The organism is Streptomyces sirii (genome assembly GCF_045690365.1).
Lineage (GTDB): Bacteria > Actinomycetota > Actinomycetes > Streptomycetales > Streptomycetaceae > Streptomyces > Streptomyces sirii.
Genome location: NZ_CP147982.1, coordinates 881,495 through 899,052 on the forward strand (window position 1 = coordinate 881,495; position 17,558 = coordinate 899,052).

Annotated in this window: 12 protein-coding genes and 1 pseudogene; 8 read left to right on the top strand and 5 right to left on the bottom strand. The window is 70.6% G+C overall.

Annotated features, from left to right (window positions below; translation table 11 throughout):
* The first annotated feature begins 10 nt into the window (after positions 1-10).
* Together WAB15_RS04200 and WAB15_RS04205 are read left to right on the top strand one after the other, a co-directional pair.
* Entirely contained in the window at positions 11-1,762 is a 1,752-nt protein-coding gene (locus tag WAB15_RS04200) for an ABC transporter ATP-binding protein (protein WP_407285372.1), read from the top strand.
* Complete coding sequence (locus tag WAB15_RS04205) at positions 1,759-3,624, top strand: ATP-binding cassette domain-containing protein (protein WP_407285373.1); 1,866 nt, start codon at positions 1,759-1,761, stop codon at positions 3,622-3,624. The genes WAB15_RS04200 and WAB15_RS04205 overlap by 4 nt, the downstream gene beginning before the upstream one ends.
* Before the next feature lie 34 nt (positions 3,625-3,658).
* Here WAB15_RS04205 and WAB15_RS04210 read toward each other — a convergent pair whose 3' ends face one another.
* Together WAB15_RS04210 and WAB15_RS04215 are read right to left on the bottom strand one after the other, a co-directional pair.
* The gene (locus tag WAB15_RS04210) at positions 3,659-4,237 is read right to left on the bottom strand and encodes a GNAT family N-acetyltransferase (RefSeq protein WP_407285374.1); all 579 of its coding nucleotides are present in this window, start codon (positions 4,235-4,237) and stop codon (positions 3,659-3,661) included.
* A 231-nt stretch (positions 4,238-4,468) separates the two neighbouring features.
* Complete coding sequence (locus tag WAB15_RS04215) at positions 4,469-5,056, bottom strand: response regulator transcription factor (protein ID WP_399144744.1); 588 nt, start codon at positions 5,054-5,056, stop codon at positions 4,469-4,471.
* A 906-nt stretch (positions 5,057-5,962) separates the two neighbouring features.
* Between WAB15_RS04215 and WAB15_RS04220 the strand changes: the two genes are divergently transcribed.
* Positions 5,963-7,102: a ricin-type beta-trefoil lectin domain protein gene (locus tag WAB15_RS04220; protein WP_407285375.1), complete on the top strand. Its 1,140-nt coding sequence runs from the start codon at positions 5,963-5,965 to the stop codon at positions 7,100-7,102.
* A 105-nt stretch (positions 7,103-7,207) separates the two neighbouring features.
* On the opposite strand, the gene WAB15_RS04225 is transcribed toward WAB15_RS04220, so the two are convergent.
* Together WAB15_RS04225 and WAB15_RS04230 are read right to left on the bottom strand one after the other, a co-directional pair.
* Entirely contained in the window at positions 7,208-10,039 is a 2,832-nt protein-coding gene (locus WAB15_RS04225) for an AAA family ATPase (RefSeq protein ID WP_407285376.1), read from the bottom strand.
* Between the two features lie 174 nt (positions 10,040-10,213).
* The gene (locus WAB15_RS04230) at positions 10,214-11,626 is read right to left on the bottom strand and encodes an amino acid permease (RefSeq protein WP_407285377.1); all 1,413 of its coding nucleotides are present in this window, start codon (positions 11,624-11,626) and stop codon (positions 10,214-10,216) included.
* A 171-nt stretch (positions 11,627-11,797) separates the two neighbouring features.
* Between WAB15_RS04230 and WAB15_RS04235 the strand changes: the two genes are divergently transcribed.
* Entirely contained in the window at positions 11,798-11,923 is a 126-nt protein-coding gene (locus WAB15_RS04235) for a hypothetical protein (RefSeq protein WP_399144739.1), read from the top strand.
* Positions 11,923-12,735, top strand: coding sequence for a maleylpyruvate isomerase family mycothiol-dependent enzyme (locus WAB15_RS04240; RefSeq protein ID WP_407285378.1), 813 nt, complete (start codon positions 11,923-11,925; stop codon positions 12,733-12,735). Before WAB15_RS04235 ends, WAB15_RS04240 begins: the two co-directional genes overlap by 1 nt.
* Positions 12,736-12,751: 16 nt before the next feature.
* On the opposite strand, the gene WAB15_RS04245 is transcribed toward WAB15_RS04240, so the two are convergent.
* Positions 12,752-13,006, bottom strand: coding sequence for an Lrp/AsnC ligand binding domain-containing protein (locus WAB15_RS04245; protein WP_407285379.1), 255 nt, complete (start codon positions 13,004-13,006; stop codon positions 12,752-12,754).
* Positions 13,007-13,125: 119 nt separating this feature from the next.
* On the opposite strand from WAB15_RS04245, the gene WAB15_RS04250 reads away from it, so the two are divergent.
* The 3 genes and pseudogenes from WAB15_RS04250 to WAB15_RS04260 form a co-directional block, all read left to right on the top strand.
* Positions 13,126-15,348, top strand: a complete 2,223-nt coding sequence (locus WAB15_RS04250) for a toll/interleukin-1 receptor domain-containing protein (protein ID WP_407285380.1) — start codon at positions 13,126-13,128, stop codon at positions 15,346-15,348.
* 523 nt (positions 15,349-15,871) lie between these two features.
* A complete protein-coding gene (locus WAB15_RS04255) occupies positions 15,872-16,783 on the top strand; it encodes an SAM-dependent methyltransferase (protein WP_399144736.1) in 912 nt (303 codons plus the stop codon).
* A 4-nt stretch (positions 16,784-16,787) separates the two neighbouring features.
* Positions 16,788-17,441: pseudogene (locus WAB15_RS04260) on the top strand (terpene synthase family protein); the annotation flags it as partial.
* Positions 17,442-17,558: the final 117 nt, after the last annotated feature.

Below are 17,558 nucleotides of genomic sequence, written 5' to 3' on the forward strand. Positions count from 1 at the left end.
GGTGCCTCGGATGTCCCCCACGCCCGGGCCACCCTCGCCGACGCGGCAACCGGACGCCGGGCGGCGCGTTCTGACCGGTGCGCTCCGACACAGCCTGCTGCGCACTCTCACCGTCGCCCTCCTCGGTGCGGCTTCGGCCGCCGCGGCCGTCGCACTGCCCGCCGTTCTCGGCCACACCCTCGACCTCGCACTCGACTCCGCGCCCGGAGCGGGCACCGCCCTCGCGCTGAGTGCCGTCCTACTGGTGGCGGAGGTGCTGCTGGACGCCTTGGTGACGCTCACCGGCGGCGTCACCACCGCCCGCAGCACCGCCTGGCTGCGCCGCCACGGAATCGGCCATCTGCTGTCGCTCGGCCCGCTGCGCGCCACCGACCGCTTCACGACCGGCGATCTGGTGAACCGCCTCACGGGCAACGCCGCCGAGGCCGGGTCCGCACCCACCACGGCGGCCGGCGCCCTGGCCGCGCTGCTCACCCCGGTCGGGGCCCTGGTCGCGCTGGCGATCACCGACATCTGGCTGGCGGCCGTCTTCCTGGCCGGGCTTCCCCTGCTGACCCTGCTGCTGCGGTCCTTCGCCCGGGGCTCCTCCGACAGCGTCCGGCGCTATCAACACGTACAGGCGGAGATCGCCTCCCGGCTCGTGGAGGCGCTGGGCGGGGCCCGGACGATCGCCGCCGCGGGCACCGCGCACCGGGAAGGTGCCCGCATCCTGGCCCCGTTGCCCGAACTCGGCGCGCAGGGCCGGCTCATGTGGCAGGTATACGGGCGGGCGATGGTCGGCAGCAGCATCCTGGTGCCGTTGCTGACCACGGCCGTCCTCGCGGTGGGCGGGCTCCGGCTCGCCCACGGCGCCCTGACCGTCGGCGGACTGCTGGCGGCCGCCCGGTACGCGGCGCTCACCGCGGGTCTGGGAGGGCTGACCGGTCAGCTCAACGCCCTGGTGCGCAGCCGCGCCGCGGCCCGACGCATCGGCGAACTGCTGGCGCTGCCCCCGGCGGGGCACGGTTCCCGGCCGCTGCCCTCTGACGGCCATGGGCGGCTCGAACTGCGCGGGGTCACCGTCGCCCGCGACGGCGTGCCCGTGCTGCACGGTGTGGATCTGGTCGTACCCGGGGGCACCACCATGGCCGTGGTCGGGCGGTCGGGGGCGGGCAAGTCCCTGCTGGCCGCCGTCGCGGGGCGGCTCACGGATCCCGACGACGGCGCGGTGCTGCTGGACGGGGTTCCGCTCGACCAGGCCGATCCGGTGCAGCTGCGCCAAGAAGTCGGCTACGCCTTCGAACGGCCGGCGCTCTTCGGCGACACCATCGGCGCGGCCATCGCGTTCGGGCCCCGGCCGGTTCCGGCCCACGGCATCGAGGCCGCGGCCCGCGCGGCCGGCGCCGACCCGTTCGTACGGCTGCTGCCGCGCGGCTACGCCACGCCGCCGGCCGACGCTCCGCTCTCCGGTGGCGAGTTCCAACGCCTCGGCGTGGCACGGGCCTTCGCCCACGCCGGTCGCCTGTTGATCCTCGACGACGCCACCTCCAGCCTGGACACCGTCACCGAGCACCATGTCAGCCGGGCGCTCCTTCAGGACGTACGGCCGGGCACCCGGCTGCTGATCACCCACCGGCTGTCCTCCGCCGCCCGCGCCGATCTGGTCGCCTGGCTGGAGCGAGGCCGGATACGGGCGGTCGCGCCACACGATGTGCTCTGGCGGGACCCCGAATACCGTGCGGTCTTCTCCCCCACCGCTCCGGACGCAGGTACCCCCTCATGAGCACCGCGACGATCCGGCTGCTGCCGCGCGCGCTCCGCTTCCTACGGGGCCGCACCCGGGTGTTGCTGCTGATGGGCGGCTGGTCCCTGCTGGAGTCCGGGCACACCTTCGTCAGCGGCTACGCCGTGGCCAAGGCCCTGGACGACGGCTTTCTGGTCGGCCGCACCGGCACGGCCATGGCCTGGCTGGCCGTTGCCGCGGTGGCCGTCGTCCTCGGTGGGACCGCCGGCCGGGGTGTCTTCCGGGGGCTCGCGGACCTGGTCGAACCGCTGCGCGACGCCCTGGTCCGTACGGTGGTGACACGCGCCCTGGACCAGGCGGTCGCCGATCCGGCCCGCGCCGCGGACACCGCGGTGGTCTCGCGGTTGACCAACCAGACCGAGCTCGCGCGGGACAGCTTCGCCGGACTGGTCCTGGTGGCCCGTTCCTTCGTCTTCACCTCGGCGGGGGCGCTGCTCGGACTGTTCTCCCTGGCCCCGCAGCTACTGCTGATCGTGCTGCCGCCCCTCGTGGCCGGACTGCTGCTGTTCGTGGCCACGCTGCGCCCGATGGCACGGCAGCAGGGCGCCTTCCTCCAGGCCGACGAAACGCTCTCGGCCCACTTCGGTGCCGTGGCGGCGGGGCTGCGCGACGTGGCCGCCTGCGGCGCGCGCGCCACCGTCATGGGGCGCGCCGACGGCCTGATCGACGCCGAGGCACGGGCGGCCCGGCGCCTGGCGGGTTGGGCCGCGGCCCGCTGTCTCGCCCTCGGCGTCGCCGGTCAGCTGCCGGTCCTGCTGCTGCTCCTCAGCACACCCTGGCTGCTGCGGCAGCACCTCACCGCGGGGACCGTCCTCGGCGCCCTGACGTATCTCACCCAGGCACTGCTGCCCGCCCTGCACACCCTGATGAACGCGCTCGGCTCCGCCGGGACCCGGCTCCTGGTCGTACTGGACCGCCTCACCGGGCCCCCGGGCCAGACGCCCCGGAGCGGGCCAACCGCGGCCGACCACACCGACTCCGGTGACGAGCGCCCCGACTCCGGCTACGGCGACGCCGCCTCCGAGCCCGCAGGCGCCGTGCCACGCTCCGGAGGGCGCACCGATCCGACCGCCCCCCGGGTCGAACTACGATCGGTGACCTTCGCCTACGGCCCCGGCGCACAACCGGTCCTGCACGACCTCGATCTCCTCGTCGAACCGGGCGAGCACCTCGCCGTCGTCGGCCCGAGCGGCATCGGCAAGTCCACACTGGCCGGCCTCATCACCGGTCTGCTGCCCCCTACGGGGGGCACGGTACGGGTGGACGGCCGCCCACCGAACGCGCCTGGCCCCCTTCCCCTGTCCCTCCCCGATCCCGGTCCGTCCCGCCGCCGGGTCCTCATCCCACAGCAGGCGTACGTCTTCTCCGGCACCGTGCGTGACAACCTGCGCTACCTCTGTCCTGACGGTGCGTCCGACGTCGCCGTGGCGGCGGCAGCGGAGGCCGTGGGACTGAACCCGTTGGTGTCCCGGCTGGGCGGTCTGGACGCACGGATCGACCCGACCGCGCTCTCTCAGGGCGAACGCCAGCTGATCGCGCTCGGCCGGGCCCACCTCGCGCCGGCCCGGCTGGTCCTCCTCGACGAGGCCACCTGCCATCTCGACCCGCTGGCCGAGCAGCGCGCCGAGCGGGCCTTCGCCGACCGACCCGGCACCCTGATCGTCATCGCCCACCGGATCACCTCGGCCCAACGCGCCGACCGCGTACTGGTACTGGACGGCACCCGGGCCACCCTCGGCAGCCATACCGAACTGCTGGACCGCTCGACGCTCTACCGCGAACTGACCGGCAATTGGCAACCGGAGTCCGCCGAACGGAGCCGGCGACGACCAAGGGGGTGACGATCAAGGGGGTGTCGGCAAAAGGGGGTGACAATCAGCCGCGAACGCCACGCGACTCAGTACCCGAGCCCATCGGCTCTCGGCACAACAGCTTCTGGAACCAACCCACATCCCAGAACCTCCCGAATTTCCGCCCGACCTGCTCATGGACGCCGACAGGCCGGAAACCGAAGCGTTCATGGAGCCGTTGTGATGCCGCGTTGGGCAGGGCGATTCCGGCGAGCGCGGTATGGACGTCCTCCTGCTCCAATGCGTCGAAGAGCGAGGCGTACAGCAGGCCGCCGACGCCGCGTCCCACCTGCTCGGGCGCCAGATAGACGCTGGTTTCCACGGAGGTCGCGTACGCCTGCTTCGGCCGGAACGCACTGCTGGTCGCATAGCCGAGGAGCTTTCCGCCCTCCTCGGCCACCAGGAGCCGATGTGGGCCGGAACGGGGATGGGCCAGCAGCCACGGCCGGCGCTGCTCCACGGTGAACGGCTCGATGTCGAAGGTGATCGGCGTCTCGACGACGTAGTGGTTGTAGATCCGGGTCAGCTCTTCCAGGTCGTCCCCGGTACCAGGCCGGATCTGCACGCCTGCGCCCGTCCCGTCTCCGTTCACCACTGCACTCATCCGCAAGACGGTACGTGGCGCTTGTTACGTCACGGAGAATTCGAGGAAGCGTGGTGCGCCGGGCTCAAGGGGCAGCCTGGTCGCCCGGGCGGTGAAACTGATCGCGTGGTACCAGCCGCACAGCATGAGCAGGTCCAAGAGCTGTTCGCAGCGTGCTGCAACAGCGCCTCACGGAACTGCAGGAGGCCCGGCTCGTGGAGCGCGACACCGAGGGCGGTCGCCGTCCGGCCCTCAGAGCCAGCCGGCCCCCTGCGATATACGAATGGCGTCGACCCGGTTTCGGGCACCGGTCTTGCGGTTGATCGCGGCCATGTAATTGCGCACCGTTCCGCTGCTCAGATGCAGTTCGCGGGCGATCTCCGGAACGGACGCCCCACCCGCGGCGAGCGAGAGAACGGTCAACTCCCTTGCGGTCAGGGGCATATCGGCGGCCTGGAGAAAGTCCAGGGTCAGCGTGTGGTCGACATAGCGCTGTCCCGCCGCGACCTGGTTTATGGCGTGCCGGAACCGGGCCGGCGGGGCGTCCTTGTCCACGAACCCACGCGCCTTCGCGGCGACGGCGCGCCGGAGGGTACCGGGTCGGCAGGAGCTGGCGAGCACGAGCAGTGCGCAGCCCGGCCCTCCGGGATGGCTCGTCGGCTGCCCCGACCGCGCGGAGTCGCCGTCCACCACACACACCTGGGGCTGGAAGGAGCGTGCCTTCCCCGGGGCGCTCGCCCAGCACGCCGCGATGGCGTCGATGCCCTCCTCATCGCGGAGCAACGCGGCAAGCCCCGATCGCACCAGCCGTGTCTCATGGACCACCAAGACCCGGATCACCCTTGTCCCTCCGTTCGGCCCTGCAGTTTGCACTGCTGAATTGTCACGGCCCGGATTTCCAGCCAGAGGGAGCTTCGAGGGAATTGACCGGAAACCGCACGCTTCTGCCGTACTGACGCTCCGTTCATTACCCATGAGAATGGCAGGAGTCCACAACTCCGCAAACCATCCGCCGATCACGGCCGTACCCACCCCGGCGGCCATCACTCTCGTACGCACGGGAGTCGCCGCCGCACACCGCCGACCGAGACCGGCTCCCCCACCTCCCGCACCGAAGCGGAATCAGAGGAACTGCACACGCCACCCGGGGCGATGCCGCGAGGGACACCTCCCGATGGAGGGCCGCTTCTCGCCAACCCGAGCATGGCAGCACACCGGACTCAGGTCCACCGTGGATGCACCTGTGACGGTTGCGCCCCAAGTGACGCGGCGGACGGCTGCACGCCCAGGGCTACCCGCGAGCGTCGAGCAGCAAGCTCAAACGGCCGGTCCGCACACGTTCCGTCGCCACACCTGGTCCCCTTCGCGGTCACATACCTGTCTACGCTCAGGCGGAGGCTGACGCTCACCCTCACGAAGCGCGACGGAATTCCGCGCCCGCGGCTGTGAGAGCCCAGCTCCCGGAAGTGGAAAACTTCCCAGGTTATCGACGGGCCTCAAGCCTACGCAATACCACTGCGGCGAAAGCAGCTGACGCACTCAGCTGACATCCGCCGTCGGTCACGCTGCCCGTCCGTCTCCTGCCGCCATCGCGCGTCCCGTAAGCCTCCGTCAGTTGACGGATGTATCGCCGCGCGGACGCCCATACGTTGTCACCGCCGTGGCGGGCCACAGACAAGGGCGGAGTGCCTCCTTCCCCGTAGCCCGCCCCGCAGGCAAGAACTGCCGAAGGAGAACAGACCAATCATGATCACCGAGTCGACCCCTCACGGGCCAGTGCGGCGGACGATGGCCGCATTCGCCGCCGTCGCCTTCGCCACGCTCGCCACATCGGTGTCTCCGCTGACGACCGGAACGGCCCATGCGGACACCTCCGCACTGGCGGGCCTGTCCCTGTCACCGCGGTTGCCCCAGGCGGACGGCCTCGCGCCGTCCCTGGATCTGGCGAAGGACTCGCCCGACTACGGGACCGAAATCGTCGTCAACAAGAGGCCGATGGCGAACTGGAGCATCGTGCCCAACGGTGACGGGAGCTTCCTGATCCGCAACGACAAGACGCAGAAGTGCCTCGACTTCAACACCGACAACAATCACCTCGTCGAGCCGGTGTACTGCGACTCGACCAACACCAAGCAGAACTGGTATCTGCAGCCCTCGGACGGTGGCGGCGGCTACTACCTGATCCGGAACGTCAACACCGACAAGTGCATGGACGTGTTCGGGGGAAGCGGCAACGACGGCGCGACGGTCGGCCTCTCCAACTGCCACGGCAACAGCAACCAGGAGTGGATCATCGGGCCGACGCCCAGCCCCGGATACACGGGCCCCACCCTGTCGGATCTGGCCACCGCGTACGCCCTCAAGCAGTGCAGCAACAGCTCCAGCATCATCAAGTCCTGTGACTACACGATCACCGGCGACAGCGTGGCGTCCGTGGGGAACCTCAAGCGGGTCAGCTCCAACGTGTGGAACAACAGCACCGACCCGGCGGACCGGACCATCACCTGGACGCAGACCTCGTCCGAGACCAACACGGTGGGCAGCTCCATCACCGTCACCAGCGAGGTCGGGGTCAACATCGAAGTCGTCTCGGTCAAGGTCAGCAGCGCGATCAGCGCACGCTACGAGCACTCCTGGACCCAGACCAACACCGTGAGCGACGCCAACAAGATATCCGTCAAGCCGAACAACTACAGCTGGGCGATGCGAGGCCAGCTGATGAAGACGGTGACGGGCAAGTGGACGTTCACCAACGACCTCGGTGACAAGTGGTCAGGCGACGGCACCGCCACGATCCCCGCCGTCGACGGCACCGACGACCTCAGCAGCAACCTGGTGCTGTGCACGAGCGACAGCCTCGCCAAGGAGTGCGTCGACAACCGGTGACCGGCGCACCGCACGCCATCTCGTGATCTGACGGCGCGCCGTCGTCGGACGGTTCCCCGGCCTCCGCGAACGGAGGCCGGGGAACAACGCGTCGGCCCGCGGCTCCTACGCCCGGTGCCGACGGGTCACCTCCGCGGCGATCTCGACCCGCGAGGTCATCGCCAGCTTTCTGAGGATGCTGGAGACATGGGTGCTGACGGTGCTTCGGGCGATGGACAGCCGAGCCGCGATCTCGGGGTTGGAACACCCTTCGGCCACATGCTCCGCGACCAGGCGTTCCGTATGCGTCAGTGCCTGCCAGCCGTCGCGTACGCCGGTTCGGGCCCGGTGTGAACCACGGCGGACGGCCACCGCCCGCAGCCGGGACGTCGCCTGTGCCGCGTCCCAGGCCGCACCGAGCCGCGTGAAGGTCTCCAGTGCCTGGTCGAGCAGGACGCGGGCGTCGTCCAGGCGCCCGCGGCGGGCCAGTGCTTCGGCCGCATCGGTGCAGGCGTGTGCCGCGTTGAGCGGCCGCGGTGCGTTGCGGTAGCAGCGGACCGCTTCCAGGAGCAGATCGGGGTCCCCGCTGAGCAGACCTTCACAGCGGTAGGCGTCACCGAGGTGGTAGAGGCCGCCGCTGTCCTCGGCCCGTCGCTGCGCGGCGGCGGCGTAGCGACGCGCGCTGTCGTGATCCCCCTGGGCCAGGGCGAGTCGGACCAGATCGGGGGTGAGGAAGCCAAGGATCAGCTGGCCGGGCAGATGGCCGACGCCCTCGTCGAACGCCTCGGCGAGCCGGGAGTACGCGCGCCGGTCGTCACCCCGCGCCTCGTCCAGCAGGGCGCCGGCGCACATCGGCAGGTACTCGTAGAAGGCGGCGACCGTCGCGTTGTCGAGCTCGGGCAGCACGGCCGTCAGGTGTGCTTCGGCGAGGGGGCGCCGGCCCCTGTGTGCGGCGATCACCGCCGCCATCGCCCGTAGCGCCCGGCTCATCGCGGCCTGGTCTCCGCAGTCGAGACCCGCTTCGATCTCCGCCAGCGCGTCGTCCCAGCGCCCCGTGTGGAACGCCAGGAGCGCGCAGGACAGGTGGTACCAGGGCAGGAACACCCCGCCGATGTGCTCCGCCGGTCTTCGTACGGCGGCGAGGGTCCGCTGGGCCTCGGGCCCGAGGTCGAGGTCGATATAGCAGTTGACCAGGGAGAGTTGCAGGCCCAGCCACTGCGCGGGGTGCATCGTGTCGGGGGTGAGCCGGGAGGCCTGCCGCGCCAGTTCGACCGCTTCGGCGTCGGGTGTTTCGAGGAAGCGCTTGGCGGCCAGTACGTGCAGGGTGCTGGCCAGAGCGGAGCTGTCACCGACCTCGTCGGCGGCGGACCGGGCCCGGGAGGCGACCGCGCCGGCTTCGGTGAGGTCGCCCAGCGCGAAGAGGCACACCGCGCCGAACGCCTGGAACTGGACCCGCTCGATCGCCCCGACACCGGGGCTCCGGCATCCGGCCCGCGCCTCCGCCAGCGCCAGATCGGGTCGGCCGCGGGCGAACGCGGCCTGGATGACGATCCAGCGCAGCACGGATTCCAGCCCGGCGTCGGGCGCCTTGGCCAGGGCGGAGCGGGCGCTCTCCTCCGCCTCCGCGAGATGGCCGCAGGAGAGCTGCGCGACGGCGTGGTGCAGACGGAGGTTGCCGTATCCGGCGGCCGCGGGGTCGCCGAGTTCCAGCGCCGTGGTGAGGAGCCGCAGCGCCATGGCGGGCGCCCGCGTGGTGAGCCGGGTGGCGGATCCTTCCAGCCAGGTGATCAGGAATTCCGGGCTCGGCACCCCGTCGAGCAGGTGCTCGGCCACGCGTTCCGGAGCCGCGCCGGCCTCGGCGAGCCGCTGCGCCGCTCTCATGTGCAGCATGGCCCGGACCGATCCCGGTACGGCGTCGTACAGCGCGTCCCGGATGAGCTCATGGCGGAAGCGCAGGCACTGGCCGGTGTCCCGCAGGATTCCGGACGCCTCGGCCTGCGCCATGGCGGTCAGCAGATCGCTCAGTGGGATGTCCATGACCGCGGCGAGTTCGGCGGTGGTGCAGCCGGTCCCCAGTACGGAGACGATGCGCAGCATCTGCAGCACGTCCTCGCGCAGGTAGCGGAGCCGGTGCGTCACCAGCGCGGTCAGCGGCGGCAGCGCACAGCCCGCGGCGATCTCCGCCGTGGCCCCGCCGGTCTCTATGGCGTGCTCGCGCTGCAGCGCGGCGATCAACTCCGTGAGGTACAGCGGGTTTCCGCCGGCTCCCTCGGCCATCCGCCGCAGTCGCGAGCCGGCCTCCCGGCCGCACAGGTCCGCCAGCAGGGCAGCCACGGCCCGGGTGTCCAGGGGTGCGAGTTCCAACAGGGTGCGGTTGCCGGCGATCGGGCTCCGCGACAGATGGGCGACGTCCCCCGCTCCGGGCACGGGCCGATGGGCGCCGACCACCAGGAGCGGCAACTGATGCACCGAGCGCACCAGCTTGTGCAGCACGGCCAGGCTCGCCGGGTCGGCCCACTGCAGATCGTCGAGGAACAGGGCCAACGGCCCCTGCGCGCACAGGTCCTCGACCAGCCCGACCATCGCCTCGATCGTCGCGGCATCCGCCCCCGCGGCCTCGTGCCTGGCGCCCGGCACACCGTAGCGAGCATCGCCGCGCAGGACCTCGGCGACCTGTGCTCGCCGTTCGTCCGAGGGGGACTCCTCCAGCCTCAAGCAGTGGGAGATGACGGCGAACGGGCATGGCTGCGCCAGGTTCTGGGCGCTCGCGGAGAGCACCTGGATGCCCCTGCGCCGGGCGTCCGCCGCGGCCTGCTCGAGCACCGCGGTCTTCCCGAGACCGGCCTCCCCCACCACGAAGCCGGCCTGTCCCACGCCCGCGAGGGTGGACTCCGCCAACCGGGACAGCTCCGCCAGCTCGGCCGCCCGCCCCAGAAGGCGACCTTCGAAAGAAGCCATGCACTCCCCCACGCGCCATGCAATGCCAGGGATTTAATAGCACACTTCTTGGATATATCCAGTGAACGACCGTCCTCCGGACACAACGACGGTGCCCCGCGGCACAGGCCCACAGGGGCGCGTGCCACGGGGCACCGATGCGCGGCGGTGCTGCGACCGCCGGGCGAGGAGTTCTCAGGCGGTGGCGGCGGCCCGCCGGTCGCGGCGCTGCTTGAGATGTCCCGCGCCGGCCAGCGCCGCCACCACGACGGCCGTGCCGGCGAGCTGATGACGGCCGTCCGAGCCGGCGGCCATGACGCCGAAGACGCCGAGGATCGCGGCGAACGCCACCCAGGTCAGGTAGGGGAAGCCCCACATCCGCACCGAGAGCAGCTCGGGCGCCTCGCTCTCCAGCCGGCGGCGCATCTTCACCTGGGTGAGGCAGACGATGGACCAGACGACCAGCACCGAGCAGCCGGCGATGTTCAGCAGCCAGGCGAACACGGTGGTCGGCCAGATGATCCCGGCGATCACCGCCACGAAGCCGAACACGCAGGACGCCAGCACGGCCGCCATCGGCACGCCCCTGGTGACCTTGCCCAGCAGACGCGGGCCCTGGCCACGGTTGACGAGGGAGTACGCCATCCGGGACGAGCCGTAGATGTTGGCGTTCATCGCGGAGAGCAGGGCCACCAGCACCACGATCTGCATGATGGTGCCGGCCGCCGGGATGCCGAGCCGGTCGAGCACGGTGACGTACGGGCCCTCCGTCGCGACCTTCGGGTCGTTCCACGGCACCAGGGTGACGACCACGGCCATGGAGCCGATGTAGAAGACGGCGATGCGCCAGACGGCGGTGCGGACGGCGCGGGCCACGTTCCGGCTCGGGTGATCGGACTCCGCCGCCGCGATGGTGACGGTCTCCAGACCGGCGAACGCGGAGATGGCGGTCAGCAGCCCGGCGGCGAGTCCGGCGGCGCCGGTCGGGAAGAAGCCGCCGTGGCCGGTGAGGTGGTCGGCGCCGGGTGCGCTGCCGAACACCCCGAGGATGCCGAGCACACCCAGCACCAGGAAGGCGACGATGGTGGCGACCTTGATGGCGGCGAACCAGAACTCGAACTCGCCGAAGTTCTTGACCGCGGTCAGATTGCTGGCGCAGAAGAACGCCATGAAGATCGCCACCCAGCCGTAGGCGGGGATGAACGACACCCAGGTGTGCATGATCGCGCCCGCCGCGGTGGCCTCGGCGGCGACACCGGCGCAGAGCATCAGCCAGTACATCCAGCCCGAGGTGGTCCCGGCCCAGGTGCCGAGTTCCTCCTCGGCGTGCACCGAGAACGACCCGGTGGAGGGGCGGGCCGCGGACATCTCGCCGAGCATGCGCATGATCAGCATGACCAGCGCGCCGGCACCCACGAAGAGCAGGACGACGGCCGGGCCGGCAGCTGCGATACCGGCGCCGGAGCCCACGAAGAGCCCCGCACCGATCACCCCGCCGAGGGCGATCATCGACAGATGGCGCTGCTTGAGGCCGTGCGACAACACGGGTTCGCCGCTCTGCACGGCCTGCGGGGAATCCGGGGTGGACCGGGTGATTGTCCGACTCATGGTCGTGCCTGTTCATTGCTTGAGACGTTCGGTGAGCCGGACGAGTCTGAGGGGGCGCGTTGCACGTATGACGTGAACGCCCACTATTCGGAACCCTCCCTCACCTACAGTGAAGATCACGTCACATATTGAAGATCATGTCGGGCACGAAGCGGCCCGGCCGATGGTGGCATGTCGACGGACACCACGACCGTGCCGCCCGCTTCCCCGGTGGCGGGATTTGCCTTCGAGTGCACTCCAGCATCCACACTGACCAACGACGAGATCCGCGCGGCGGACGGAAAGGGCGGCAGCTGATGGAGACGACGAGCCGGGCGGGGCACCCTCTGCCGTACGACACCTATCGGCAGGCGATCGAGCGGGAGGCCCTGCGCTTCGCCGACGTGGCCAAGGGCGCCGACCCCGCGACCCCCGTGCCCTCCTGCCCCGACTGGACGCTGGCCGACCTCACCCGGCATGTGGGAGCGGTGCACCGCTGGTTCTCCGCTCTGCTGACCCAGCTGGTGCAGGAGCCGCCGCGCAGCCGCGACGTGGAGCTGGGGCTGCCGGAGCACCCGGCGGACTATGCCGACTGGCTGGCCGCGGGTGTCCCCGCGGTGGCCGACGTGCTGCGCAAGACGGATCCCCAGGCGCCGATGTGGGCCTGGGGTGCGGACCAGCACGCACGGTTCTGGGCCCGCCGGATGCTGTTCGAAACCCTGGTGCACCGGGTGGACGCGGAGCGAGCCGTCGGTCGGGAGTCGGACATCGAACCCGCGCTGGCGGCGGACGGGGTGGACGAGTTCCTCGTCAACCTGCCCTCCGCGGGCTTCTTCGCGCCGGCCGTGGCGAAGCTGCGCGGCAACGGCGAGACCCTTGTCTTCCAGTGCACGGAGCCCGACGGCGGCACCGGCGAGGAGTGGCGGGTGCGACTGGAGCCGGACGGTTTCCGCCTGCTGCCGCGGGCCGCGGCCGACGCCACGCCGTCCGAGGCGCAGACGGTGGTACGGGGGCAGGCCGCCGACCTACTGCTGCTGCTCTACAAGCGGCGGTCGTACCAGGAGGCGGCCTTCGACATCTCGGGCGAAGTCGCCACGCTCGACCACTGGTTCAGCCACACGGCCTTCTGACCCGCAGGGGCCGGGGTCAGGAGAGGGTCTTGATCTCCTTCATGGTCAGGTGGGATTCGAGGCGCAGGACACAGGGCAGGCCGCTGAGCCTGCCGGTGAGGAACGCTTCGTAGGCGGCGTGGTCGGCGACGGCGACACGGATGAAGTAGTCGTGCCGGCCGAACATCCGGCGGAGCTCGACGACCTCCTCGTAGGACGCCACGGTCTGCTCGAACTCCTCGAAGGTCTTGCGATCGGTGGCGCTGACCTCGACGTCGATGAGGACCTCCAACCCGCGGCCGAGAGCCGCGGGATCGACGGCGGCCCGGTACCCGGTGATGACACCGGCCTCTTCCAGTCCCCCTGCTGCGGGTTCGTTGACAGCCGAAGCGTCGCGGGCATCATGAGGGGATGGCTGGGGGCGGGCATGAGGGGACCGAGGAGACCAAGGGGACTGCCGATCCCCCTGTGCGGTCGGAGAGCGCGCGTCGAACGGTGACGGTGTTCGTCAGCTACTCGCGGCGTGAATTCCACTTCGCCGAGGCGGTGACCGCGACGCTGAGATCGCAGGCCGCGCTGGACCCGTGGTTCGATGTGCAGCGGCTGCGGCCGGGGATGGACTGGGCCAAGGCCCTGGACGAAAGCCTCGACCACGCTGACGCCCTGCTCCTGCTGGCATCGCCGGCGGCTCTCGCCTCGGCCTACGTACGGCGCGAATGGACCCGGGCCCTGGAGCGCGGCATCCCGCTTCACATCGGTGTCGTCGAAGCCGTCGAACTTCCCCCGGAACTCGCCGGCTTCCCCGTACACGACCTGCGCACCCGGTTCTGGGAGCGCGCCGCCGAGCTCGCGGAGGCGATGGCCCAGGCGCGCACCGACACGGGCGTCGCCGCTCCCCGGCCGAACCGCTTCGGCCTGCCCGGCCGGATGCCCACCCCGGTGGCCGCGACGGTGGTGCTGTCGGTGCTCACCTCCATCGCCCTGGTGTGGGCGATCGTGCTCCTGGTGGGCTTGGACCTCTCGGTCGTACACCTGGCGTGGAACCCCTTCGACCACGACGTTCCCTGGGTGGACCGGGGCAGCGCGCTGGAGGTGATGCGCACCAAGCGCTGGCAGGGGATGATGTTCGGCCTGCTGGGTCTGACCGCTCTGGCGGCGCCGTTGGCGCCCTGTGTCCTGGTCCCGGGCATGCGACTGGTGCGGCGCCGAAGCAGCCGCACGGCGCTGGCGATCGGCTTCGTCGTGACCGTGGGCGTGGGACTGACCGTCCTTGTCGGCGTCGGGCTCGTGATGAAGTCCGGGGAGCTGCGGAACGCCGCCGTCACGGAGCTGTTCTTCCCGACCCCGCCCGAGATGACCGCCGTCGCGGAGATGCTCGGAGCACCACTGGCGGGCGCGGTGGTGTGCGCAGCCGCGGGCGCGGTCGTGGTCGGGCGGTCACGCACACTGCATCTGTGGCTGCCTACCGGGGCGAACGGCGACCATCACCGCACGCGGATCATCAGGATGCGGCGCGCGCGCCAGCAGTTCGCCGTGGAGTGGACGGAGTTCCGCGCGGCCTGGGACGCATACCCCTCGCTGGACACCTCCGCCTTGCCGCGCGGTGCGGATGTGGTCTTTATGACCCAGTGGAAGATCCTCTGTGAGCGGTTGGCCGCGCTGCCGGCGCCTGTCGGGGAAGCACCGGTGACGGTCGAGGTGCGGTGTCCGGCGCCGGCGGAGGAGGCCGTCGCCCACCACCTCAGGGTGGCGTGCCGGCAGGCGGGCATGGCGGCGGGCGCGTCTCCGGCACGGTGGGTCCTGGTACTGGTCAGCTCACAGGCTCCCTGGCCAGAAACGGCACGAGCGATACGGCGGTTGGGGCCCCGCGCGATCTGCGTCCTCCTGGACACCGTCCGCCTGCCGTCCGACGCGGCGGAACTCCGACGGCATCAGTGGCTGGACTTCCGTGAACGGCGTCCCGGCAGCCTGTTCCAGCTGCTGGCCGCGCTGCGGTCCCCTGAAGCCGATACCGCGGGCGAGTTCCTTCCCCCGACACCGGTCATCACCGAGCGGTACCTCGCGCCTGCCTGGGTGCGCTACTTCGTCACGTCGTGCCGGAACATCACGGCCTTCTTCCCCGGCTTCGCGCTGGTGGCCGTGGTGTTGCGGCCGTGGCAGGTCCAGAGCACGCTCCTGGCCGCGGTGACCCTCCTGCTGGTCGTGCACCTGGTGCGCATGGGGAACCTCGCGGCGACGCGCCGGATCTCGGCGTCCCGGTTCCGTACACACTGCGTGGTGGCGTCGGTGCTGTCGTTCGCCTGGGCCGGCGTGGCGATCTCGGTGCTGTGGATTCCCGTGACGCTCTCCTCGACCTGGAGAGGACAGTGGTCCTACATACCGAAGGACAGGGTCTCGGGCCTGACACTGGTCGCGTTGCTGGGGGCGACGGCCGCCCTCCCCGCGCTCATCACCCTGTTCTTCCCCTATTTCTACCTACTGCTCCGCGGGCAGTGGCTGCCGCCGACGGTGACCCACGCCAACTCGCCCATCCTGCCTCGCCACATGGGGACGTGGACGGGATTCGAACCGGTGTCGAGCGCCCCCGGCATGTATTTCGCCCTCTTGATCGAGTTCTGGGTGGCGTACGCATAGCGGTCACCACGTCAGCATGGTGCCCTCCCGGAAGCGCCTCATCCGGGGGTCGGCGGCCTCCTGGGGTCCGGCGAAGGCGCCACCGGGCGTCCGGTGCAGGCGAGGGGCCGTCAGCTTGGCGGGCTCGGCCGGGGGCGCATGGTGGTGTTCGGGCGCACAGGCACCCTCCGCCGGCGCGCTTTTGGCCGTAAAGTGGTGGGCTTGCACAGCAGTCCGCCGGTTCAACAACACTCGATCCGTTGGTGCGAGCCGGGCGATCCGGCCCGCACGCCTGTCGTGAAAGCGGTGAGCCATGTAGCGGAAGGCGGTCAACTCGGCGCGGGTAGCTCGATGTTGGCGTCGGAGCCACTGCTCACGCGGAGGTCTCCGTACGACCGATCCAGCAGGCGATGGTAAACCTGCAATCATGATCACGGATATGCATCACCTGGTGGCGAGATGATTCAAAACCGAATTGATCTGGCCCGTTGTGGGCAGTGTGGTCCGGTCTCCCACGCACACCCGAGTACGCCCCGGAGAGCCCATGAAGAGAAACGGTGACCTAGCCATTCGGCCGACGTCAGACGACCAGGCGTTCGATGAGAGCGCGGTGCCGCTGTACTACCGGCGGAAGACGGCCGACATACTCCACAAGTACGGCCCGGGACCGCGGGTACACTTCCACGTCGGTCTCTTCGACCCCACCGTCACCCTCAACACCACCGTCCCACAGCGCGTCCTCAAGCGGCGGATCGTCGCGTCGCAGGAGGCGATCGTGGCGCACGCGGCCCGCTCGTGGACGGCCGCCGGCCCACCCCCGGCACACCTGCTCGACATCGGCTGCGGACTGGGCGGCGGCTCGCTGTACTGGGCTCAGGAGCACGGCGCACAGGTGACCGGCCTCACCATCGCGGCCGAACACGTCCCGGTCATCGAGGCCTTCGCGAGGCAGACCGGCGTCGGTCGGCGCGTCACCCCGCGGCTGGGGGACATCCACGAGCTGACCGAGGAGCGCAGATACGACGCCGCCTACGCGAACGAGAGCTCCGGCTATATGGACCGCGAGGGGCTCTTCCAGGTCGTGGCCCGCGCACTGCGCCCCGGGGGCTGGTTCGGCATCCAGGAGCACTTCATCTGCCGCCCTGAATGGGTCGACTGGATCAACGGCTACTACAAGACCCGGCTGGGCACCCTCACCGAGTACATCATCGCCGCGAAGGAAGCGGGCTTCGAACTGGAGCAGGACGAGGACGTCACGGACGGCGTCAGCGAGTTCTGGCTGCAGTCGATGGCGTGGAACACCGCCGAGTTGACCCGCATAGAACAGGGCGGTCCACAGGCCTCGTGGTCCCTGACGCGGCTTCAGGAGAGCGCCATCGCCCACGGCAAGCTCTTCCGCATATGGCGCGACCACGCCGTCGAGACCCGGCTGCTGCTCTTCCGGCTCGGAGGCTGAAACGATGGTTCCCGAGCATGGGCACCCCTCCCGCATCGGATGGCAACTCCCGCCGTTCTTCTGCCCGTTCAACGCGTGGCAGCACGCCGAGGCGAAGGAGATCGAGCGGCGGGCCCTGGCGTGGATCGACGACTTCGGTCTCTATCCCGATGCCACCGAGCGCGCCTGGGGCCTGGCCACCCACAGCACCGACTTCTCCTGCCGGGTCATCCCGTTCGGCGACTTCGAGCATGTGCTGACCTTCACCTTGTGGAACTACTGGGCCAACGCGATCGACGACTGGCAGGACGCCGGTCCCGCGACCACCAGCACGGCCGACATCGCCGATCACCGCGCCCGACTCACCCGCCCTGGAAACCCCCGGCTGCTCACTCCTTCCTCCCGGACCGCTCACGACGGCTTCGACGACCTCGTCACACGGACCCACGACCTCCTCACGCCCTTCCAGTTGCGCAGGTTCACGGAGGGAGCACGGGACTGGCTGATCGGGGCCGGCTGGCGTACCGCCAACGCCGAACGCGGCCGGATGCCGAGCCTCAACGACTACGCCGGCCTCGGAGCGCTCGCCAACGGCACCCGGTTCAGCCTCACTTGGTCCGACGCGGCGAACGGGACGCGGCTGTCGCCCGACACCCTCTACGCTGCCCCGGTCCAGGCCCTGACCGACGCGGGTCGTGTGGAGCGACACCCCGAGTGTCCCGAGCGCCGAGCCGCCTCCGCTGCCCGCGCTGGCGTGGTGGTGGCGGCAGTTGGACCCGGTGAGCCGGTCCAGGAG